22 protein-coding genes are annotated in these 22705 nt (G+C 42.0%); 8 read left to right on the forward strand and 14 right to left on the reverse strand.

From position 1 onward, the window contains the following. Window positions 1-143 precede the first annotated feature (143 nt). From FY557_RS09575 to tpx (FY557_RS09590), 4 genes are all read right to left on the reverse strand, one after another. The gene (locus FY557_RS09575; protein WP_149247031.1) at window positions 144-554 is read right to left on the reverse strand and encodes a VOC family protein; all 411 of its coding nucleotides are present in this window, start codon (window positions 552-554) and stop codon (window positions 144-146) included. Window positions 555-633: 79 nt separating this feature from the next. Then, the gene (locus tag FY557_RS09580; RefSeq protein WP_149247032.1) at window positions 634-1218 is read right to left on the reverse strand and encodes a Crp/Fnr family transcriptional regulator; all 585 of its coding nucleotides are present in this window, start codon (window positions 1216-1218) and stop codon (window positions 634-636) included. A 145-nt stretch (window positions 1219-1363) separates the two neighbouring features. Next, complete coding sequence (locus FY557_RS09585) at window positions 1364-2575, reverse strand: DUF763 domain-containing protein (RefSeq protein WP_149247118.1); 1212 nt, start codon at window positions 2573-2575, stop codon at window positions 1364-1366. 400 nt (window positions 2576-2975) lie between these two features. Continuing rightward, window positions 2976-3476, reverse strand: a complete 501-nt coding sequence (gene tpx / locus FY557_RS09590; RefSeq protein ID WP_149247033.1) for a thiol peroxidase — start codon at window positions 3474-3476, stop codon at window positions 2976-2978. Between the two features lie 239 nt (window positions 3477-3715). On the opposite strand from tpx (FY557_RS09590), the gene FY557_RS09595 reads away from it, so the two are divergent. The 3 genes from FY557_RS09595 to FY557_RS09605 all read left to right on the forward strand — a co-directional run bounded on the left by FY557_RS09595 (window position 3716) and on the right by FY557_RS09605 (window position 7639). Continuing rightward, on the forward strand, window positions 3716-4168 hold the full coding sequence (locus FY557_RS09595) for a T9SS type A sorting domain-containing protein (protein WP_149247034.1): 453 nt from the start codon (window positions 3716-3718) through the stop codon (window positions 4166-4168). Window positions 4169-4180: 12 nt separating this feature from the next. Next, window positions 4181-5314, forward strand: a complete 1134-nt coding sequence (locus tag FY557_RS09600) for a hypothetical protein (RefSeq protein WP_149247035.1) — start codon at window positions 4181-4183, stop codon at window positions 5312-5314. 105 nt (window positions 5315-5419) lie between these two features. Further along, a complete protein-coding gene (locus FY557_RS09605; protein ID WP_149247036.1) occupies window positions 5420-7639 on the forward strand; it encodes an NADP-dependent isocitrate dehydrogenase in 2220 nt (739 codons plus the stop codon). 540 nt (window positions 7640-8179) lie between these two features. On the opposite strand, the gene FY557_RS09610 is transcribed toward FY557_RS09605, so the two are convergent. The 4 genes from FY557_RS09610 to FY557_RS09625 all read right to left on the reverse strand — a co-directional run bounded on the left by FY557_RS09610 (window position 8180) and on the right by FY557_RS09625 (window position 11965). Beyond that, window positions 8180-9370 carry an MFS transporter gene (locus FY557_RS09610; protein WP_149247037.1) on the reverse strand — a complete coding sequence of 397 codons (1191 nt, stop codon included), beginning with the start codon at window positions 9368-9370 and terminating at the stop codon, window positions 8180-8182. A gap of 71 nt (window positions 9371-9441) precedes the next feature. Further along, entirely contained in the window at window positions 9442-10443 is a 1002-nt protein-coding gene (locus FY557_RS09615) for an aldo/keto reductase (RefSeq protein WP_149247038.1), read from the reverse strand. Window positions 10444-10531: 88 nt separating this feature from the next. Continuing rightward, window positions 10532-11425, reverse strand: a complete 894-nt coding sequence (locus FY557_RS09620; RefSeq protein ID WP_149247119.1) for a helix-turn-helix domain-containing protein — start codon at window positions 11423-11425, stop codon at window positions 10532-10534. A 117-nt stretch (window positions 11426-11542) separates the two neighbouring features. Then, window positions 11543-11965, reverse strand: a complete 423-nt coding sequence (locus tag FY557_RS09625; RefSeq protein ID WP_149247039.1) for a hypothetical protein — start codon at window positions 11963-11965, stop codon at window positions 11543-11545. A 315-nt stretch (window positions 11966-12280) separates the two neighbouring features. On the opposite strand from FY557_RS09625, the gene FY557_RS09630 reads away from it, so the two are divergent. Continuing rightward, window positions 12281-12568: a GNAT family N-acetyltransferase gene (locus FY557_RS09630; RefSeq protein WP_149247040.1), complete on the forward strand. Its 288-nt coding sequence runs from the start codon at window positions 12281-12283 to the stop codon at window positions 12566-12568. A gap of 1 nt (window position 12569) precedes the next feature. Here the strand turns inward: FY557_RS09630 and FY557_RS09635 are convergent, their stop codons facing one another. Beyond that, window positions 12570-13667 (reverse strand): MBL fold metallo-hydrolase, encoded by a 1098-nt coding sequence (locus FY557_RS09635; protein WP_149247041.1) that lies wholly within the window; start codon window positions 13665-13667, stop codon window positions 12570-12572. A 160-nt stretch (window positions 13668-13827) separates the two neighbouring features. On the opposite strand from FY557_RS09635, the gene FY557_RS09640 reads away from it, so the two are divergent. Both FY557_RS09640 and FY557_RS09645 read left to right on the forward strand, forming a co-directional pair. Next, the gene (locus FY557_RS09640; RefSeq protein ID WP_228451760.1) at window positions 13828-15372 is read left to right on the forward strand and encodes a S41 family peptidase; all 1545 of its coding nucleotides are present in this window, start codon (window positions 13828-13830) and stop codon (window positions 15370-15372) included. A 4-nt stretch (window positions 15373-15376) separates the two neighbouring features. Continuing rightward, window positions 15377-15865: a YdcF family protein gene (locus tag FY557_RS09645; RefSeq protein ID WP_228451761.1), complete on the forward strand. Its 489-nt coding sequence runs from the start codon at window positions 15377-15379 to the stop codon at window positions 15863-15865. 106 nt (window positions 15866-15971) lie between these two features. On the opposite strand, the gene FY557_RS09650 is transcribed toward FY557_RS09645, so the two are convergent. After that, a complete protein-coding gene (locus FY557_RS09650) occupies window positions 15972-16568 on the reverse strand; it encodes a hypothetical protein (RefSeq protein WP_149247042.1) in 597 nt (198 codons plus the stop codon). Between the two features lie 23 nt (window positions 16569-16591). Further along, window positions 16592-17086 (reverse strand): RNA polymerase sigma factor, encoded by a 495-nt coding sequence (locus tag FY557_RS09655; RefSeq protein ID WP_149247043.1) that lies wholly within the window; start codon window positions 17084-17086, stop codon window positions 16592-16594. 633 nt (window positions 17087-17719) lie between these two features. On the opposite strand from FY557_RS09655, the gene FY557_RS09660 reads away from it, so the two are divergent. Continuing rightward, on the forward strand, window positions 17720-18550 hold the full coding sequence (locus FY557_RS09660; protein ID WP_149247044.1) for an alpha/beta fold hydrolase: 831 nt from the start codon (window positions 17720-17722) through the stop codon (window positions 18548-18550). 503 nt (window positions 18551-19053) lie between these two features. Here FY557_RS09660 and FY557_RS09665 read toward each other — a convergent pair. Next, the gene (locus FY557_RS09665) at window positions 19054-20682 is read right to left on the reverse strand and encodes an NADP-dependent glyceraldehyde-3-phosphate dehydrogenase (RefSeq protein ID WP_149247045.1); all 1629 of its coding nucleotides are present in this window, start codon (window positions 20680-20682) and stop codon (window positions 19054-19056) included. 153 nt (window positions 20683-20835) lie between these two features. Here FY557_RS09665 and tpx (FY557_RS09670) point away from each other — a divergent pair, with 153 nt between their 5' ends. After that, complete coding sequence (gene tpx / locus FY557_RS09670; protein ID WP_185151698.1) at window positions 20836-21408, forward strand: thiol peroxidase; 573 nt, start codon at window positions 20836-20838, stop codon at window positions 21406-21408. Between the two features lie 56 nt (window positions 21409-21464). On the opposite strand, the gene FY557_RS09675 is transcribed toward tpx (FY557_RS09670), so the two are convergent. Both FY557_RS09675 and FY557_RS09680 read right to left on the reverse strand, forming a co-directional pair. Then, window positions 21465-21920, reverse strand: coding sequence for a hypothetical protein (locus FY557_RS09675; protein WP_149247046.1), 456 nt, complete (start codon window positions 21918-21920; stop codon window positions 21465-21467). A 7-nt stretch (window positions 21921-21927) separates the two neighbouring features. Next, window positions 21928-22647, reverse strand: coding sequence for a TonB-dependent receptor plug domain-containing protein (locus FY557_RS09680; protein WP_149247047.1), 720 nt, complete (start codon window positions 22645-22647; stop codon window positions 21928-21930). Window positions 22648-22705: the final 58 nt, after the last annotated feature.

Genomic DNA, 22705 nt, shown 5'->3' on the forward strand with positions numbered 1-22705 from the left:
TTTATATCACTTTCCTACGGTCAGCTGATAACTGAAAAGTCCCTGAATAAATATTCCGGTTCACTATAAAAATAAATACCTACTTTTATTCATTTATACCAGTGACTGATTCAGCTGCAATCTTTTAATTGACCCGCAGAATTTTAAAGATGTTCGGGCATTTGAGTAGGATCAGCAAAAATAACATTCCATCCATGCCCGTTGATGTCCCAGAAAGAATTCTGATACATCCAGCCATGATCCTGCGGCTCTTCATGCTGCGTTGCGCCGTTTTCAATTGCTGCATTCACTACCTGATCCACTTCTTCACGGCTGTTCAGGCCGACGGCAACCAATACCTGCGTGGTATCGCCTTTCGGAACCGGCCTTTCGGAAAAGGTCTGAAAATAATCTTCGGTAAGGAACATTACATAGATATGGTCTCCCATGATAATGCATACGGCATTTTCATCCGAGATCTGATCATTGGCAGAAAATCCGATATTCGTCCAGAATGTTCTGGTCTGCTCAATATTTTTTACGGGAAGATTTACATAGATCCGGTTCGCTTTCATAGGATCATTTTTAAGGTTACAATTTTAACCAAAATTACCGTATTGTCATGAAAGCCTGCTTGCCATAAGACAAGAATTCCTATTCTGGATGCGAAACAAGTTCCTTCCGGATCCGGCTTAAAGAGGTATCCGTTACGCCCAGGTAGGAAGCAATCTGCTTCAGGGGTGCCCACCTTACCACCTGGGGTTTCTGCTCCAGAAGATTTAGGTATCGTCTAGTCGCAGAAAGGGTAAACATTTCGGCCGAACGCTGCTTGTAAGCGAAAAGCTGCTGCGACATCCATGCCCTTCCCCACTCCCTGAGGTTCGGAATCTTATGGAAAAGCTCCTGAAAATTGTCAAAGCTTAGCTTCATGCACTCGCAATCGGTGATGCAGACAATATTTTCCTGTGTGGGAATCCGCTGAAATAAGGAGGACACTTCAATAACGATCTCGTTGTCTGCAAAAAAGTGGGTGGTTACTTCGTTACCGTTGAAGTCAGTGACAAATGAGCGGGCCAGCCCTTTTTCGAGGATGTAATATTCGTTGGCAGTCTTTCCCTCCTGTAAAATAATATCTCCTTTCCGGAAGCTTACTTTTTCATGGGCCTCGAATATCTCGTCAAGTTCTTCTTTCAGAAAGAACGGAAAATCATAGCAGATTTCCAGGGATGTCTTGCTCATCGGTCAGTGGTTTTCAGGTTTTAAAAATAAAATTTTATTTTAACATACTGAAAGTTTTTTTAACGCCAGGTATAGGATTAATGATCGCATAAAAATTATGGAGATCACGAAGTTTGTTATCTGATTTAAATTTTTAAAAGCAATCCTAAAATAAAGAAAGCTGGATCGGTTTGGGAGGTGATGGTTTCTGCGCATCCCCGAAAACAGTTTTTCCACCGAAGCGCCAGGAGTTCTGCCGCTCTTCTTCAATCACCTCCTGGATATCGAAATCCGGGGTAAAATCTTTTTCCGTTGCTTCAATGATCTGGTGAAGCTTGTTTAGGGTTCTCAGTTTATCCGAATTCCCCAATTTGGATTTTTCAATTCCGGACCTGATGATCTGCAGGCTTTCGTCATACACTTTTGTAGGAACCGGAAAAGGGTGACCGTCTTTGCCGCCGTGTGCAAAGGAAAACCTTGCCGGATCTTTAAATCTTGAGGGCGCACCGTGAATCACTTCACTCACCAAAGCCAGCGACTGCATGGTGCGCGGTCCTACCCCTTTCAGCATCAGCAGGTCTTCGAAGTTTTGCGGCTGCTGCTCCCGGGTGACATATAAAAGTGCTCCGAGACGCTTCAGATCCACATCCGAAGCCCGGACCTCATGGTGGTTGGGAAGAATCAGCCTTGAGAAATCGCTCATGATTTCTGCAGAATCGGTATGGGAAATTTCCAGGATGCCTTTACGGTTATCCGAAGCTTCAGCATCGGTTAAATTAAGGATTTTTCCTCTTGAAATCCCATTGATTCCGGTATGAGGTTCTTTCACAAAAGAAGTAATATTTTCAGAATGCCAGTGGTAACGCCTGGCGGTGCCGTCGGATTCATGCATGCCCTGCTGCACCACGCTCCAGTTTCCGTTGTCCGAAAGAATAAAGTTGTGAAGGTACAGCTGGTAGCCATCCTGAATAGCGGTATTATCCACCTTTGCAGAAAGCTTGCTGGCTTTTACCAGCTTGTTTCCGTCCAGTCCGGTTTTATCGGCAATCTGAAGCAGCTCGGAAGGCGTTTCGCGTGAAAATTTCCCTTTTCCACCACAAATATACAATCCCAGAGACTGCGAATTGGGATTGATCGAACGTTTCAAAGCTCCCATCACGGAAGTGGTAATTCCCGAAGAATGCCAGTCCATCCCCATTACTGCACCGAAGCTCTGGAACCAGAACGGATCTGCCAGCCGGCGGAGCACTTCGTCCTTACCGTAATCCATCAAAATCACTTCCACAATAGAAAGCCCGAGCACCGACATGCGTTCGTACAGCCACGGCGGTACTTTGCCATAGTGAAGCGGTAAATCTGCAGTTCCGGAACGTTTCATCCGGTAAAGGTAAGGGGAATCTTTGTATTTTTTATTGCTTTGAATCAGCATGTCGCGTTCAAAACTTTTTTATTAACAAATATGTATCTTATAATTAAACGGAGCTCCCGGAAACTGTATTAAAGTTTTTAGCACATAAGAAATCAGGAAGAGGCTATTATTGAAAACAGGAAGAACACATGAGAATAAAAATCGAAGATTTTTAATAGGTACAATCATCTGTGAAAATCTGCGTCAATCTGTGGTATAAAATTAACCAGGATCCCGGTGACTGAGCGGAGCCGAAGCCACGCAATCAGCCGTGCGATCCGTAGTTTAAAATCTAACTCTAATTATTAAATACAAAGCGTAAAAAAGCCCTGCAAAATTATTTACAGGGCTCCTAACTTTTATTATTGAATTATCTTACAGCAGATAATGCCGCTTCGTAATTAGGCTGGTCTGCAATTTCGGAAACCTGCTGCGTGTACACCACTTTGTTGTTTTCATCCGCTACGATCACCGCACGGCTAAGAAGTCCTTTAAATACGGAATCCGCGATGGTCACTTCATAATCGTCTCCGAAGCTGCCTCTGAAATCCGAAAGCGTCTCTACGTTATCCAGCCCTTCAGCTGCACAGAATCTTCCCAATGCAAATGGAAGATCTTTAGAAACATTGATGACCACCGTATTGTCCAAAGCAGATGCTTTTTCGTTAAACTCTCTTGCAGAAGCTGCACACACCGGGGTATCAACACTCGGGAAAATATTGAAAATTTTCTTTTTGCCTTCAAAATTTTCAAGCGTCTTTACATTCAGTCCGGAATCAACCAGCGCAAAATCCCTGATGGTTGTACCTACTGCCGGAAGCGTTCCTATGGTATGTACTTCATTTCCTTTTAAAGTGATTGTCGTTGCCATAAATTTATTTTTTTAATGTTTCAAATTTAGTTAAAATATAAAAGATAATTTCATATTTCTCAACTTATATAACCAGACACAATGGGATTTATTTAATAATTAACATTGCTCATTAAACTTAAGAATAAATTAAACCATTGTCAATTAATCCTGACTTAAAACAACAAAATTTAAAACAAAAAATCTTTTTCTTAAAAGGAAATTATCTATATTCGCAGACCTAAAAAAATTGTTTAACCATGAAAAAGAAAATTACTTTGCTTTTGTTCGGGGTTCCTTTCTTCGGATTTGCACAGTCAGCGATCGGGAGCATCAATTCCGGGGCGGTTTCTGCAAACGGCTTTAGCCATTCGGTGGGAGAAATTTATGTAATCCCTACAGATCCCGATCAGACGAGTTCCGGTACGATGGGAATGTTTTACCAGTCCGTTCTTCAGGTGTTGGGCGTTTCCGAACTTGAGAAGGACAACGTTAAGATCTATCCGAATCCAACCGCTGATTTTATTTACGTTAAATTAAGCTCAAAATCCAAGATTGAAGGCGCTGAAATCTATGACCTGTCCGGAAAACTGGTTCTCAGAACCAAACTGGAATCCGAACAGCTGGACCTAAGATCGCTCCCGCAGGGCGTTTATATGATCGTCTTCAAAAATTCCGACCTCAAACCCATTAAAATTATCAAAAAACCTTAAAAAACTAATTACATGAAAAAATTATACGCTACGATCGGATTATTCCTTGCTTCTTTAGTGAGCGCGCAGGTGCCACAGGCTTTCAGCTACCAGACCATTGCTTTCAATGCTGCCGGAGCGCCGATTGCCAACGGAAATGTATCTTTCAGAATCAGCATTCTGGATAACTCTGCAACAGGAACCGTTTTATATACCGAAACACAAACCAAAACCACCAATGCCAAAGGATTGGTGAATTTAAATATTGGCCAGGGAACCGCTGCTACCGGAAACTTCGGGGGCATCAACTGGGGAACCAATACCAAATTCGTTAAAGTCGAAATGGATCCGGCAGGAGGTTCCAATTATACCAATGTTGGGGTGAATCAACTGATGAGTGTGCCTTACTCACAGGTGAGTAAGACGGTGGTGACCGGCGCAGGACAGGGAATTACTCTTACCGCCCCAAATGGGACGGCCTATACTTTGGGCGTTGATAATTCAGGAGCTTTAAGCTTGCCAACGACTTCAGGATCCGGCAGTTCAATTCCGGTTAATTTATATTTTTACGGTTCTTATAATAATTTCAATGCCAGCGGAGCAGAATTACTGAGAAATATTTCAGGGAATATAAAAATGGGTTATAAATATCTCCCTGCTAATACACAATTCAAATTTATTGCAGCACAGAATTCATCTGCACAGGTATATGGATCAGGAACTCAAAGTACGGTGATAGCTAACGGAGCCAATCTGAATATTTCTTCTAACGGATTTTACAGAATTCATGTTGCTGATTATGGGACATCTGTTAATGTATTTACTGTAAATATTAATCCATCTATCAATTTAAATTATAGCGGTAACAGTAGCAGTAATCTTCCACAAATCTCTGCTACAATGTATAATGCATCAACCAATAAATTTACAATCAATTTAACTGGTGTAACTTCTGCAAATTTTTCAGGATTTAAAATAGACTTACCTAGTGGTAATAGTAGTAACAACTATCCGGAAACATTAGGTGATAACTTAAGTGATGCCAGTTTTGATATAGATGGAGCTAACATTATGATACCAAATTTAACTTCTACTCCAAAAAATTTCAAGATTGAGTTTAGTATTAATTTTGATGCATCCGGGACGTATACGATTACCCAGATCTAAATCTAAGAGGCACCCGCCTCTTTTTTTATGCAAAATATCCAAATAAACAATCATAATCACTAAATTTGTGTGTCTTAAAAAAATCAAATAATAAATAACAGTATAATGTCAGACAAATCAAAAATCTATTACACCCTTACGGATGAAGCTCCAATGTTGGCTACGCACTCGTTTTTACCGATTGTAAAAGCTTTTACCAAATCAGCAGACATTGAGATCGCGGTTCCGGATATTTCTTTGGCCGGAAGGATTCTTGCTAATTTCCCGGAATTTTTGAAAGACAATCAGAAAATCGGTGATGCTTTGGCTGAACTGGGGCAACTGGCCACTCAACCTGACGCAAATATTATCAAATTACCTAATATTTCGGCATCTGCTCCCCAATTGGATGCAGCGATTGCCGAATTGCAGGCGAAAGGATTTGCCGTTCCAGATTACCCGGCAGAACCTAAAAGTGAAGATGAAAAGCTGATCAAAGCCAAATACGCCAAAGTATTGGGAAGCGCCGTAAATCCGGTGTTAAGAGAAGGGAATTCTGACAGACGTGCTCCAAAAGCCGTTAAAAACTATGCCAAAGCAAACCCTCACCGCATGGGCGACTGGGCAGCTGACAGCAAAACTGACGTAGCACACATGGAAAGCGGGGACTTCTACGGAACCGAAACTTCCATGACGTTGGAGAACGCTGCAAAATACAAGATCGTTTTCAAAGGAAACGACGGTACCGAAAGCTTGCTGAAAGATTTCGCCGGCCTTCAGGCAGGAGAAGTAATCGATTCTTCGGTATTGAATTTAAATGCCTTGAAAGCTTTTGTCCAACAAGCAATCGACGAAGCAAAAAACAGAAACGTTCTTCTTTCCGCTCACCTGAAAGCGACGATGATGAAAATCTCCGATCCTATTATCTTCGGGGCGATCGTAGAAACATTCTTCAAAGAGGTTTTTGCCAAGTATGCAGAGACTTTTAAATCTCTGGACATCAACCCGAATAACGGACTGGCCGACCTTTTTGAAAAAATCAGAGGAAACGAGCAGGAAGCAAATATCAAAGGGGATATCGAAGCTTCTTTGGTGAATGGGCCGAGAGTGGCGATGGTGAACTCCGACAAAGGCATTACCAATTTCCACGTTCCTTCCGATATCATTGTTGATGCATCAATGGCCGCCCTGGTAAGAGGCGGAGGAAAAATGTGGAACGCGGAAGGAAAAGAGGAAGACACGGTTTGTATCATCCCGGACCGTTCTTATGCAGGTTTCTATCAGTCGGTGATCGATGATATGAAAGCACATGGAAAGCTGGATCCTACGACGATGGGTTCTGTGCCGAATGTCGGTTTAATGGCTCAGAAAGCGGAGGAATACGGTTCTCACGACAAGACCTTCCAGGCTTCTGCTGAAGGAACGATTGAAGTTCAGGACGAAAACGGAAATGTTCTTCTTTCCCAGAAAGTAGAAAAAGGAGACATCTTCAGAATGTGCCAGACCAAAGATGCACCGATTCAGGACTGGGTGAAATTAGCGATAAACCGTTCAAGACTATCCGATACACCGGCTATTTTCTGGCTGGATAAAGGAAGAGCCCACGACAGGGAGATCATCAAAAAAGTTGAAAAATATTTAGCGGATCATGACACGACAGGATTGGATATTAAAATCCTTGACGTAAAAGATGCCATGACCGAAACGCTGAGAAGAGCAAGAGAAGGAAAAGATACGATTTCCGTTTCCGGAAACGTACTGAGAGATTACCTGACCGACCTTTTCCCGATCCTTGAGCTGGGAACTTCAGCAAAAATGCTTTCGATCGTTCCATTAATGAACGGAGGCGGTTTGTTTGAAACCGGTGCGGGAGGTTCTGCTCCGAAACACGTTGAGCAGTTCATCGAAGAAGGCTATTTGAGATGGGATTCTTTAGGGGAATTCCTGGCTTTACAGGCTTCCCTGGAACACCTGGCACAAACCCAGAACAATACAAAAGCTCAGGTTCTGGCCGATGCTTTGGACGAAGCCAACGCTAAATTCCTGGCAACCGATAAATCTCCGGCAAGAAAAGTCGGACAGATCGACAACAGAGGTTCCCACTTCTATCTGGCGATGTATTGGGCAGAAGCTCTGGCTAACCAGACCGCTGATGCGGAACTGGCGGCTCAGTTTGCTCCGGTTGCCCAGGCTATGCAGGAAAACGAAGAGGTCATCAATGCCGAACTGATCGGCGCGCAGGGTAAACCTCAGGAAATCAACGGCTACTTTAAGCCAGATACGTATAAAACGTATGAAGCCATGAGACCAAGTACTGTTTTAAACGAAATCATCGACGGAATCTAGTTTCCTGTTCTTGTTATAAATAGAAGCTCCTTTTTAAGGGGCTTTTTTGTTTGTTTCGGCAAAGTGCTTTTATTTGAAATGTCTTTATTAAATTTTAAATGAGCAGCTTACTCATTATCATTCTAGCAGCCAATTACACATTCTGTTTTGTCGTTCCTTCAGGGAATCCAATATAGTTTAACAATAAGTCCGGAATCCGCGTCTGGATTCTTATGAACCGCAGAGGTTTCCCGTATATGATGATTTGGCTTCGACTCCGCTCAGCCACCAAATTACAACATAGAGTTTATCATTAATTGAGTTGAATCTACAATTTCCCAAACAAACCCAAACATAATATGGGAAATTCAGCCCGGATGAGAAATAACAATTCCGTATGTAAAGTAAAATCCGATTCCATCCGTCTTCATAAAAACAGATATCAACTTTTCAATTACTTATGCAATAAATCCTCCCGTCATAGGAGGATTTATTATTGAAAATGATATAGAAAATTTAAATAATCAAAGTTGAAATACAGGCTGAAGATAAATCATCATACTAAACATGGGCCTTTCTCCATTTAATCATGGTTAGGATAAACAGTCCTAACAATCCCAGCACGAAGTATCCTTCCGCCACCTGCAGCTGGATTTGGGGCCGGATTACCGCTACAATACCGTAGCTTAGGGCAGAAGTAATGATAAAGGCAACCCCACCCGTAAGACCGCCGGCAATTCCGGCAGAATTCGGGAATCTACCGATGCAGTACGAGAAATAATTATTGAAAATAAATCCGGCCGTAACATGAATTAAGAAGGCAAAGGCCACCAGGCTGTAAATATTGTTGGAAAAATAAGACGCAATGAACATAACAATAATTAAAAACAGCTGGATAAAATTGGCATTGCGGATTTTCGGCAGAAAAGCTTTATTAATTAATGCTTTTCCTAAAAAACCGCCCGTCATCCAGGCAAACCCGAGGATCAGGGAAACATAGCCCGCCACGACTTCGGAATACCCCATCTTGTGCTCAATGATAAAAGATCCGCACAGGTTGAAAAACATAATCATCGAATAGCTCAGTCCGCACATGATCATCCCGTAGAAAAAATCTTTGGCTTTGAACATAGAATTATACTCTTTGAGGAGGAATTCAAAGTGAAACGGATTGCGTTTCTTCAATGTTTCGCCTGAAAATACAAACTCCAAAATCAAAAGCAACAGGCTGTAGCCGGCCAGCATATAAAAATTCGACTGCCATCCGAAGCTTTTCTGAAGGTATCCTCCGATAAAAGGTGCAATAATAGGTCCTACCGACCAGACGATCGTCATGATGCTCAGGTAATGCTTACGCTCCTCCCCTTCATAGACATCCACGAAAAAAGCCCTTTTGGCGACCACGGCAAAGCCCGATAAAACACCCTGCAATATCCGCATTGCGTAGATCACAAAAATATTCTGGGTTGTTGCCGTAATCAGGAAAGAAGCCACGAACAAAGCCAGTGAAACCATCGAAATCCGGTACCTTCCGAATGAATCCACAATGCTTCCCGCAAAAAACTGCGTCAGTCCATAGCTGATTAAAAATATGGATAATGTAAGCTGGATGTTGCTTTCCGGCTGATGGAGTTCCGTGGCCATGCTCGGCATGGAAGGCAGGTAGATGTCCGTCGCAAGCCCGGACATCGGAATTACGGCAAAGGCCAGGATTGTCGCAATAAATTTATTTTTTTCTTTAAGTGTAACCATTGCTGTTGCTGAAAATTTTTATGGGAACTTCTAATCCCGGAAAAAGATCCGGGAACAGGTAAAATATTGTTTTAATTGTTAACCAACCGCATGGAACCCTCGCTGTATCTTTCTCCTACATTCGGGTATTTTTTCAGGATGGCATCGATGGTTTCCAGATCGGATGAGGAAAGTCCGATGTCTGCAGCCGCAATATTCTCTTCCAGATACTGGATGCGCTTGGTTCCGGGAATCGGAATAATGTCTTCACCCTGATTCAGCACCCAGGCCAAGGCAAGCTGTGTTCCTTTTATACCCTTGGAAGCAGCAAATTCATTGATTTCTTTTGCTAAATTCCGGTTGTTTTCGAGATATGCTTCCTGGTAGCGTGGCAGCGACTTTCTGAAATCTTCATCCCCGAAATTCTGGGCTTCATTGATATTGGAAAATAATCCTCTTGCCAATGGGGAATAAGGAACCAGCGTAATCCCTAATTCCCTGACGGTCGGTAAAATCTGCTGTTCGACATCTCTTGTCAGTAAAGAATATTCTGACTGTAATGCGGTAATCGGATGGATTTCGTTTGCCTTGCGGATAGATTCTGCGGAGGCTTCGGACAATCCCAGATATTTTACTTTTCCGGCCTGTACCAGGTCTGCCATTGCACCGACCGTTTCTTCAACCGGAATGTCGGGATCTATCCGATGCGCGTAATACAGGTCGATCTCATCAATGTTAAGCCGTTGCAGACTGAAGTCGACTGCCTTTTTGATCCATTCCGGCGACCCGTCAAAATAGGTTCCCGGAGCCCCGCTGTGCCCGGCTCTTCCGTCCTTGAACCTGAACCCGAATTTGGTGGCGATAAAGATTTTGTCGCGGTTCGGAACCAGTACCTTTGAAATCAGCTTTTCGTTTTCTCCGTTGGCGTACATGTCCGCCGTATCCCAGAAATTAATACCCAGATCCAGGGCTTTATGCAGGGTTTTGGTACTCTCCTGCTCGTCGGCAGGCCCATATGCAAAACTCATCCCCATACAGCCTAATCCGATGGCTGATAATTGTTTTCCTGTGTTTCCTAATGTTCTGAATTTCATAATCGCTTGTGATTTTAAATTGATGGTACAAAATTAGAACAGCCATCCATCAGTTTCAATATAGAATTCAAACAAAGAATTATAAAATTCAAACAACCGCCATTCTTACGGCATTAGGCGTCATTCCGGTCTGTTTTTTAAAATAATTGGTAAAATAAGCCGGCTCTTCGAAGCCCAGTCCGTAAGCAATTTCGGAAACGCTCCAGTCGGTATGCTTCAGCAATGCACGGGCTTCGTGAATAATCCTTGCCGCAATCTGCTGGCTGGTGGTTTTCCCGGTGATTTCTTTCACGGAACGGTTCAGCGAATTTACGTGAATCGAAAGATTTTCTGCATAATCCACAGGGCTTTTTAATTTTAAAAACCGCTCCGGGCTGTCAATCGGGAATTGTCTTTCCAGCAATTCCATGAATAAAGAGGCGATTCTCTGTGAAGCATTCTGATAAGGCTCAAAGCTTTCCGCAGGATGCATTTTCATTGTTTCGTGGATCAGCAGGTGAAGATATGCCCGGAGCATATCGTATTTATGCAGGTAATCCGACTGAATTTCGGTCATCATTTTCATAAAAATCTCAGAAACGGTTTTCTGCTGTTCTTCAGTAATAAAGAAAACCGGTGTTCCGCCGATTTTAAAAAGCTGTGAATCCTGAAGATTGCCCGGGCGGCTGCCTTCATACACGAACTGATCGGTAAAAAGACAGAAAAACCCTTTCTGATCGCTGTTCTCCGCTTCCCATGAATACGGTACAACGGGATTGGAGAACAGCAGCGCAGGCTGGTCTACATAAATCCATTTATCTGCATAGTGCAGCTTTCCTTTCCCGATAATCAGCGAAATTTTATAATAATCCCTCCTGCTGTACGGCGTAACGAGCGAACAGCTTTCCCGGGAAAAAACATTGAAATGCCCGACACCCGGCGTTTTGATACACTCCAGGCCGACACGCCGGTAAAAACCTTTTACTGTTTCATTGGATTCCATCATCCAAAATTATAAAATTCAAACAGAATAAAATATAAATCCTTTAAAAAATTAAAATAAAAACGGCTGATCTTACGACCAGCCGCTACTAATTTGCACTAATATCAAATATTTCTTTTAATGATGTCCGTTTCCGTGTTTTCCTTTATGCATCTTCATTTTTTTATCCATGTGCTTATAACGTTTGTCATTATTCTTATTGCGGTTATATACGGCCACCGGGTTCCGGCCTTTGTAATACTTGTTTTTGAACTTCATGTATTTTTCCCGGCCCATGATTCTTTCCAGCTCACCGTAACGGTCGGTTCTCCAACGATCCGGGTTATTGTTATAAGTCCTGTCCCAGGTATTGTAATCCCGGTAGCGGTCATTCAAAGCATAAATCTGGTTAGCCTGGGTGGCGGATAAAACCAGATCCGAAACCACACTTTGCCAGTTGACATCGGTAATACTTCTTTGGTAATCACTGTAATAGTCGGTCTGTGCATTCGACAATCCGAATGTTCCGATCAGCATTGCTGCTATTATTAACTTTTTCATAATCATCAAATTTAAATACCTTAGTATTTTCAATTAAAATGCCATATTATTCTAAATATTTTAAATTTCTGTTAAAATATGTGAAATCTCAGCCATCTGCAGTAAATTTCAGCAAAAATAACATTCATCTACAGTCTTTGAGTTTTTCTGAGGGTTAAAAATATTTTTCGACTATTAACTATCATTCTGTGTCTAATGTATAAGAAATACATCCGCTTGTTAAAATATATGCGAAAACTGTAAAGTTTTCATTTTTAATTTGTAATTTTAAAAAAGCTTCAGATCGTTTTTTTTAATCAACAAAATCTCAATAATATGGAAAATATAAAATTTGAAATAGCTCCGTATCAGGATGAACTGCAGATATTGATTGATGATAAAAAAGCGGGTTATATGTCCGTCAAAATAGACGGAAGATTATTAGCCGTTTATTATACCAAACTCGATGAACAACATGAAGGAAAGGGCTATGCCAAGATGCTTCTGGATGAGCTGGTACGGTATGCCGAGGAAAAAGATATGATGATCGATCCCGAATGCGATTTCGTAAGACAGCAGTTTGAGAATCATCCCGCACGCTACAGAGATATCTGGCACGCCTGAATTAATCTTCCCACCAGGCTTTAAAGGCATGATTGGCTTCGGATAAATCTAACTGTTCACCGATCATCGGGGTGAGAACGGTAAGATTTTCTGCTTTGCCGAGAGTTGTGACTTTCTGCAGCGGCTCATTCCAGGCATGAAGGGCCAGGGCGAATTTGGAAGAGTGAACCGGAATGATATTTTTGGCATTTACATCGATGCTCGCCTGAATCACATCTTCCGGCAGGGCGTGAATGTATTTCCACGCTTCATTGTACTGTCCGTTTTCAATAATCGCATAATCAAACGGACCGTATTTTTCGCCGATCATTTTGAAATGGGTATCGTAACCGCTGTCGCCGCCTAAAAACAGTCTCCTGGTCGGGGTTTCCAGGACATAAGAAGTCCAGAGTGTTCCGTTTCTTTTCACTTTCCGCCCCGAAAAATGCCGGGCCGGCGTAAAGATGATTCTGAGATTGTTTTTTAAGCCTGCTTCACCGCCCCAGTCTTCTTCGATCAGCTGTTCCGGCCGGTAGCCCCATCTTTCCAGATGTGCCCCGACCCCCAAAGGCAGGATGACTTTTGAAACTTTATCTCTGATCGCTTTTACCGTAGGATAATCCAGATGGTCGTAATGATCGTGGGTAATCACCAGATAATCCAGTGCAGGAATATCTTCCGGCTTAAAAATATCGGCTCCGGTAAAGGCTTTGTTGAAAAATTTAAACGGCGAGCCGTAAGCACTTAAAACCGGATCAATCAGAAACGAGACTCCATCCGTCTGAATATAATAGGAAGAATGCCCCAGCCAGACAAAGATATCCTGATCTTTAGGAAGGGATTTCAGATCGGTATGAATGGACGGAACATTTTTCAACGGTTTCAGCAGCGGATTTTTCTTTGTGAAAAAGAAATCGTACATCACCTTAGGCATGGAATATCCTTCGGCCAAAGAAGGCGTATCGCTGAGATTCTGAAACTGATGATTTTTATAATGTCCGGATTGCTGCATTCTCTTCAGCCGCTCTCCTTTTGCCTCCGAACCGAAAACTTCCTGTCCGGTGATAACAAAATAGAGAATAATGACTGAAACAAGGACTGCGATGATTATATATATCATTTTTAATATTGTAATGAATGAATTTATATTCTTGTGACGGTTCAGAAAAGGAATACCTTTATTTCTGATAAAAATTTTTCCCCCGATTTTACAAATTTATCCGGAACCGTATTCATTAATTGCTGTAAACTATTAAATTAGCTTTCAAAAAAAATTCAAAGTGCATTTAAAAAATTATTTTATTATCCTTGTCTTTGCCATGACCTCCTGTGTTTCGGTAAAGAAATATAATGAGCAGCAAAAAGTATGCATTCCTCCTGAAAAGCTGAAGGCGGACGTGGATTTTGCCTATTCCAGACTGAAGGAAACCCATCCTCAGCTGTATTGGTATATTTCAGAAAAGGATCTTGATTATAAATTTGACAGCCTTAAGCAGACTCTTACCGAACCCCTTACCCCGCTTCAGTTTTACTTTAAGCTGCAGCCGGTGATTGCAGATATCCGCGAGGGCCATCTGGCTCTGAGAATTCCTTCAAAGCGGATCAGCAAGAAAGAAATCAGGAACCTGGAAAACAAAAAAGGGATGTTCAGCCGTTTCGGATATTATGTGAAAGGCGACCGGCTTTACATCACAGAAAATAAAGATTCCATCCAGAATATACAGCCCGGAACCGAAATCCTGTCCATCGATCATGTTCCCGTTTCAGACTACATCAGAAAATACAGGAAGCTGATCAGCAGCGACGGTTTCAATACGACTTTTCATCCGTATTACCTGAAAGACGTATTCTTCGGTTATTATGTAGCGGAAAAAGGCTATGAAGACCGCGCTACACTGGAAACGATTTATAAAGGGCAGAAAAAGACCTACGAACTGACGCGGGAATCGAAATCCGAAGATGATCTCAAAAAAGAAAAAGAAAACGGAAAAAGAACCGAAGAGAAAAAAATAAACGATTATATTGCTTTCAGTGATTCCTACAACAGGAACTTTAAATTTCTGGACCGGGACAGTACAACTGCCTACATTAAGGTGAAAAGTTTTTCAAGTGATTATTCGGCTAAGTTTTACAAGGAAACTTTCGGGAAAATCAGAAAAGCAGGCTCGTCATATCTCATTATCGACATCCGGAATAATTACGGCGGTTCCCTGCAGGAGATTAACAACCTGTATTCTTACCTCAGTCCGGAACCTTATACGCTGATTAAACCTTCACAGGTGACTTCAGCAATATCGCCCCTGAAAACAAATTATTTCAGGAAGACGGGCTTCTTACCGTATGTTCTGAAGACCCTTGCCTATCCTGCCTTTTTCTTTGGACAGACTTTCAGCACTTATAAGAAAGACGGCCGGTTTTATTATAAAAACAAAGCCGACAAGCTATCAAAGCCCAACACAGATGTTTTTACGGGAAAAGTTTTTGTGCTGATCAACGGCAGCAGCTTTTCGGCCTCCTCGATCCTGACGGCCAAAATGAAAAATGATAAACGGGCGGTTCTTGTAGGTGAAGAAACCGGTGGAGCAAATGACGGAACAGTAGCCGGATTTTATTCCTATCAGACCCTCCCGAATTCAAAAATCGACCTGCCGATCGGCGTTCTTCTGGTACAGCCCAATATTGATTTTACCGGTACTCAAAGAGGGGTCGTGCCGGATGTAAAAATCTCTGAAACGCTGCAGGATATCCTGGATAAAAAAGACCCCGAAATGGATTGGGTGATGAAGGAAATTGAAAATGAAAAAACCGGAAAACAGCAGCACTGATTATATGGGCAGAAAATTTTTCAGATTTTTCAAAATCTTTGTTGCTTTCCTTCTGTTATGGTTTACCGCTCACTCCATGTACCTTATTGCAGACGGTATTTCCGATGAAGGCAAGAATGCGGATCTTGCCGTTATCTTAGGAAATAAAGTAAATGAAGACGGCACTTTATCGACGAGACTGGAAAAACCGCTGGAAAGCGGCATTCAGCTTTATAAAAGCCACCGTGTCCGGAAGATCCTGGTAAGCGGCGGACTGGGAAAAGAAGGCTTTTATGAAGGCGATAAAATGAAAGAATTCCTGGTTTCAAAAGGCATTCCCGATTCAGATATTATCATTGACAACAAAGGCGACAATACCCGGAAAACGGCTGAAAATACTTTGGAATTAAGATCTAAATATCATTTCCACAGCCTGATTGCCGTTTCCCAGTATTTTCATGTGACACGGACTAAAAAACTCTTCAGGGATAAAGGATTTCAGGAGGTAAGTTAAGTAAGCCCGGATTATTTTGAATGGAGAGACCTGTATGCTTTGGTCAGGGAATTTCCGGCTTATTATATACAGTAAGTATTCGGCGGGCCTTTGGCCCGCCGAATACTTACTGATTCAGCGCTTTAACAAGATGTTCAATCTGCTGAATGTATTTTCCATAAAACACCCGGAACCACCATCTGCAGATCACCAGCAGCAGAGGCATCGTCATAACCAGCGTCAGGATAAGGACAAATGCAATCTGAAAATCGGAAAGCGGTACCGGACGGGGGATGAATTCCAGCACAATAATCAGTTCACAGACCAGGAACGGGACAAAGGATAGATAAAAAGAAAAGTAATACTGCTTATTCAGATCAAACTGGTGCAGTAGATCCTTTAATCCGTCCAAGGTTTTCATTGCCGGATCTCCCATATTCCGGTACAGTTTGAAGAACTGGTTGTAGAAGAAAAAAGTAACGAAGACCATCGAACCAATAAGGATCGAGAGGTAAAATTTAAACTTAAAACTTCCTTCATACAAAGCAATTAACGCAAAAACAAAAACAAAAAAGCCTATTGTAGACCATAATTCGATCCGCATGTTCTTCCGGAGCTTCTCCAACGGAAGATTGATTTTATTTTTCTGTTCGATGCTGATTTCCGGTGTTCCCTCAAAGGAATCGTCCTCATTCCAGGCATTCTTCAGTTCGTCTATATTCATGATAAATAATTTAAAAGTTAGTATTATGGTTTTTGTAAGATATCTTTCAGTTTATTTTTGGCACGGTTCATTTTTACCCGCACGTTTCCTTCGGAAATACCCATCTGTTCGGCGATTTCCTTTCCGGAGAAATCTTCCAAGTAGTAGAAAATAAAAGCTTTATCAATGGGATTCAGCTGATGGATGGCTTTGTACATGGCATTCAGCTTTTCTTCCTTTTCATGATCGGGTTCTTCCTGAACGATTTTATAATTGGTAAAATCTTCGTTCCCGATAAAGCTCCTCCTTTTTTCATTTTTCAGGAAAATGATCGCCGTGTTGAGGGCAATCCGGTACAGCCAGGTCGAAAATTCACTTTCGCCTTTGAATCTGGGATAAGACTTCCATACCTGATAAGTGATCTCCTGAAAAAGATCGTCACGGTCGTCCTTGTCGTCCATGTACATTTTAGAAATCTTGAAAATGATTCCTTTATGCTTTTCGATCTTTTGTAAAAATTCCTGTTCTGTTGAAGCCATGATTTGTACTCTCTGTAGAGTTAGTTGCTTACTGAAAAAAATGTTACACGTTTTTTTGAAAAATAATATTTTTTTCAGGAACTATTTGAATTTAATGTGAATTAAAAGAGAATCAGGGCTGACGGGCTGGGAGAAGGAAGCCGGATGCTGGAGGTTCCAGTAAGTATCAGAATCAACCAGGTTAACCATCAAACGGTAATTTTTACCGGCTGCTGAAAAATTATTGTTACATGGGCAGATTAGACAAACTAATGACGAGGTTTAAATTTTAGTCGGTTTTGAAAACTAAATTTAACATGAATCCGATAATATTTATTCATTCTTCAGGGGCTTAAAGCAAACAGGGAAATAAAAATGATTAGGAATCTTAATAAAGTTTTCCTTTGTTCAATACAAAAAAATTGCTTTAATATTCAATACTTTTAGAAGTTTTGATGGGAAGGACTTCCAGCCTCCGGCTTCCCCCCTGCTGCCTTTCAATCTGGTTTCTGCTTCGAGTTCACGTTAAATTTAATCATGAAGCAGAATTAAGTTTCATAAAGGCTGTCTCAAAAATGATGTTGGTTTATTTTCTTCAGCTACCATATTATGGCTCAATATTTGAAATCCATGTTGTACACCAAAAATATCACTATGCCTTACATTACAAAACAGGACGACCGGAACGTCCAGCTTTACTACGAAGATTTCGGATCAGGACAGCCCATTATTCTTATTCACGGATGGCCGCTCAGCGGAAAGTCATGGGAGATGCAGATTCCTGTATTATTAAATTTAGGTTACCGCGTTATTACCTATGACCGAAAAGGCTTCGGAAAATCGTCCCCTACTGTGGATGGATATGATTATGACGGACTGACAAAAGACCTTCACGAATTGATTTCCCAATTGGATCTGAAAAACGTGATCCTGTTCGGTTTCTCTATGGGAGGAGGGGAAGTAGTACGTTATCTTACGAATTACGGATCTGAAAATGTAGATAAGATCGCTCTGATTTCATCGATCATTCCTGTTGTTAAGCAGAAAGAAGATAATCCTGACGGCGTTCCGCAGGAAAAACTGGATGAAATCCTGAATTCTCTGAAAACGGATCGAATCACCTTCCTTGAATCTTTCCATAAAGATTTTTATAATTATGGGATGCTGTCTAAGCCGGTAAGCCAGAAACAGCTGGATTACGATTGGGCCATTGCTTCCTTTGCCAACCCGATTGCCACCATTAAGTGTGCGGAAAGCTGGGCCAATACCGATTTCCGTCCTGAACTTCCGAACGTTAATGTGCGAACGCTTATCGTTCATGGGGATTCCGACAATGTCGTTCCTATTGATACGGCAGGAAAACAGGCAGCACAGGGAATTGCCGACAACGAATTTTTTATTATTGATGGTGCACCGCATGGCCTTAACGTAACGCATGCCGATGAGCTGAACAGTATTATCAGCAGGTTCCTGACGCAAAAGTAACTTTTCCACCAATATATGTCTTTTTGATTTTTACCAATCAAAAATCCGCAGCCTCAGTGAGGTTGCGGATTTTATTTTTGGCTTTCTCCACAGATTCCGGAACCTTCATCAGATCTTTCCCGAATGACGCAGATTTTACAGAGATCCCGGTGGCTTCGAGTAACTTCAGCCACCGGGATGGTTATTACTATAAACGTCCGGCCAAAAATCTCAGATTTTTGAAAACTTTTGTGCACTTGTGCAGATTCCAGCATTTAGCTTTTTATGCAGTATCAATATTTTTTGATCCTTTTGTGGTAAAATCTCCCACCGATTTTCACACTTTAAAACCAATGGCTTCGAGTGCCTCAGCCACCGGTGTGCAGGACTTTTCAGAACATAACAGTACATAAAGATCTCTGATTTTTTAATCTGATGTGATCTGAAATATGCGCAAAACCTACTCTTTAAATTTCATGTGACTCATGTGTTACAATCCGCTCAATTCCTAAGCTTTATAAATTTTAAAAAATATAATCGGTGCTCAGGAAATTGGAATCGTGATCCCGTACAATTGTATTAAGGAGGTTTTTATTGGAATCCGTTATTTTTGCGGCGACCAGGGATCTGATGGAGAATGACCGGAGCGCATCAAAAACGGAAAGTGTTCCTTCCGCACTGTCTTTTCTTCCGGTAAAAGGGAATACATCCGGGCCGCGCTGTGCCTGGCAGTTGATGTTGACGCGGCTCACCAGATTCACAAACGGATCGATCAGTTTTGAAACTTCCATTGCGTCTTCACTGAAAATACTCACCTGCATTCCGTGGGAAGCATGCACCTGGTAATCGATCGGCTCTTCGATATCTTCAAAAGGAACCACCGGAATCACCGGACCGAACTGTTCTTCATGGTAAAGCTTCATATCGCTGTTTACCGGATAAACGACTGCCGGGAAAACAAAAGATTCTTCGGTGAAACCGCCGTGCTCATTCAAAACTTTCGCGCCTTTGGCCAATGCATCCTCAATACATTCTTTAAGATAAGGCGGCTTGTTGACTTCCGGAAGCGGCGTAATCTTGACATCCTTTTCCCATGGAAGCCCGGGTTTCAGGGCAGAAACCGCAGCCGTCAGTTTCTGTGTAAATTCTTCGGCAATCTCTTTCTGAACGAAAATCAGCTTCAGTGCCGTACATCTTTGTCCGTTAAAGGAAAGTGCGCCTAAAATACATTCGCTTACGGCCACATCAAGATTGGCATGTTTGGTCACGATGGCCGCATTTTTTGCATCCAAACTTAAGATGGCCCTCAGACGGTTAACTTTCGGATGCAGTTTTTTAAGACCGTTGGCTACTTTACTCGAACCGATGAAGGCTAAGACATTCACTTTCCCGCTTTCCATAATCGGGGTGATGATTTCCGAGCCTTTTCCATACAGCGTGTTAACCGTTCCGGCAGGAAATGCTTCCTTGAATGCTTTCAGTAAAGGATAGTGGGCTAAAACTCCATGCTTCGGAAGCTTAAACAGGATGGTATTTCCCATGATCAGTGCAGGAATCAACGTGGTAAAGATTTCGTTTAGCGGATAATTGAAAGGACCCATGCTGAGCACGACGCCAAGCGGTGCCCTTCTGATCTGGGCAATGGTTCCTTCCGCCTGCTGGAAACGGGACGATTCCCGGTCCAGGTCTTTCAGTGCATCAATGGTCTGATTGATATAATCTACGGTCCTGTCGAATTCTTTGGTGGAATCAGCCAGTGTTTTTCCGATTTCCCACATCAGCAGTTTAATCACCAGATCCCGCTGCTGGATCATGACATACACAAACTTCTGCATACATTTGATCCTTCCTTCTACCGACATCGTCGGCCATGCTCCCAACCCGTTGTCATACGCTTTTACGCAGGCATCAAGCACCTTCATCGCTTCATCAGGCCCGATATCCGGAATGCTTCCCAGTAATTTTCTTTCCAGGCCGTTTTCCGTACGGATGCAGACCGGTGAATAAACTTCCTGTACGTTGCCGTTCCACGCTACCAGTTCACCGTTCAGTAGATATTCCCGCTGGTGGATTTCGGGAACTTTGTATTCTTCGGGAATGTCGTTTTCGGATTTGAATATTTCTTGAAAAGAATGGTTGTTTTCTGAGTTCATAATTTTTTACTTTTAATAGTCTGACTGGATTTGAATATTAAAGGTAATCCTAAATTCTGACTTTAAAAAGTACGGCGTCATAGATTTGTTCTATTTAAAAAAAGTTTAACATGACGGAACCGGAAAAACAATAATTTTGCTTAAAAATAATTTATGTATTCAAAATTCGCTTTCGGCGTTCTTCTACTTCTTTCGGCATTTGTTTTTGCCCAGAATTCTAAAGCGGCCAATACGGTGATGGCCGGTGGGAAACCGGTCCATACGTATGCCCAATTGCCGGCGGTAAACAAACAGGCTCCTGCGTTTACCCTGACGGACGTGGCCATGAAAGACCAGACGCTGGACTCCTACAAAGGAAAATACCTGATCCTGAATATTTTTCCGAGCGTTGATACCGGGGTTTGCTCGGCTTCGGTACGCCATTTTAATGAAGACGCTGCCAATCTTCCGAACACCGTGGTGCTTTGCATCTCCAAAGATCTGCCGTTTGCCCAGAAAAGATTCTGCGGAGCCGAAGGAATTAAAAATGTGGTGATGCTCTCTGATTTCCGTTCGGATTTCGGGAAAAAGTATGGAGTTGAACTGATGGATTCTGCCATGAAAGGGCTGTTGAGCAGAGCGGTTGTCGTTATTGATCCTTCAGGAAAGATCGTTTATGAAGAGCAGGTAGCGGATATTTCCCATGAGCCGAATTATGACGCGGCCATTGCTGCTTTGAAAAAATAAAAACATCTACACATCATACCAAAGACCGTTTTACAAACGGTCTTTTTAGGTCTGAATCAATCACCGTCTCCGCCTATTCCATTAAATTCTTTGGTAGAATAATGCAGGAACATCAGAACCAGTAAATCATCCGTAAGTTCATCTGCTTCTATATGAAAAACGGAATCCTTAAACCACCGCCTTTCTTCTCTGATCTCAATAAGAAGTCTGCCTTTTTCAGACAGGCGGTTTGTTTTCTTTAAATCAAAATGATAGATCCTCACCGCTTCACCGGATCTGATAATCCGCTCTTTCGCCAGATCGGTAAAATAAATAACCCCTTTGCTGTTGAACAGCTCCAGGTCATTTTTCATAAATCCCACATTCCGGATGTCATAACTCCGGCAGTTATAAATGATATAATGTCTTAAACTGAAAAGCGTGCTGTTATCAACGATTCTTCCGACTTCATGATGGTGTTCATCAAGCATCACAAACTGTTTCCGGTGACGACAGGCAGTATATTTTTTCAAGATTACCTTAATTTCTTTTTGTTTTTTTCTTTTTCGTCGTTACCAAAATTACTCCATTCATTCCTTTTGTGCCATATAAAGCGGTTGCCTTTTCATCTTTTAAAATATTTAAAGTTTCTATGGATTCAGGATCCGTTTTCTGCAATTCTTCCAAGGTAATTACCCGGCCATCCAAAACGGTCAGAGGTTTTTGATCTTCACGTAGAGAAGCATGGGCACCTCCGATCCGCAGCTGCTTTTCCGAATGGTTTTTCAAGGCAGGTTTTCCCACGACCCCCTGCAATGCTGACAATGCTTCTTTTTCTTTTTGAGTAGTGGTTGACTGATCATCACGGATCAAAGTCCCTCCGCCTGTTACTGAATTATCTTTTTTTGTGTGAAATCCTGTCAGCACCAACTCCTCGATCTTTTCTGATTTCAGCGTATCTGCTACATGCTGTTGCGCTTGTAAAGAAACAAAACCTCCGGCCGTCAGCATAAAACCGACGGCAAACTTTGTAAAAAGGGAATTGATGTAAGAATATCTTAAATCCCGGTTCAACTGGGATTCCCTTAAATTGCCGCAGATATTTTCCGGAGGGTCTGAAAAAGCACGGATCATTTCATCATCGGATGCATCGGTAAAATCCCTTACGGTTTTGGAGCATACGGAACAGAATCTTCCTTTTTCATTCGGAGTCATGGTATTCCAGTTTTCGTTACAGGGTGTCGGTATGGTTATTTTCATAATATCGCTTTTATTGATAAAGATGCATCATGCATCGAAAAGGTTGGAAAGGAGCAGA

The sequence above is a fragment of the Chryseobacterium sp. SN22 genome (assembly GCF_008329705.1).
Lineage (GTDB): Bacteria > Bacteroidota > Bacteroidia > Flavobacteriales > Weeksellaceae > Chryseobacterium.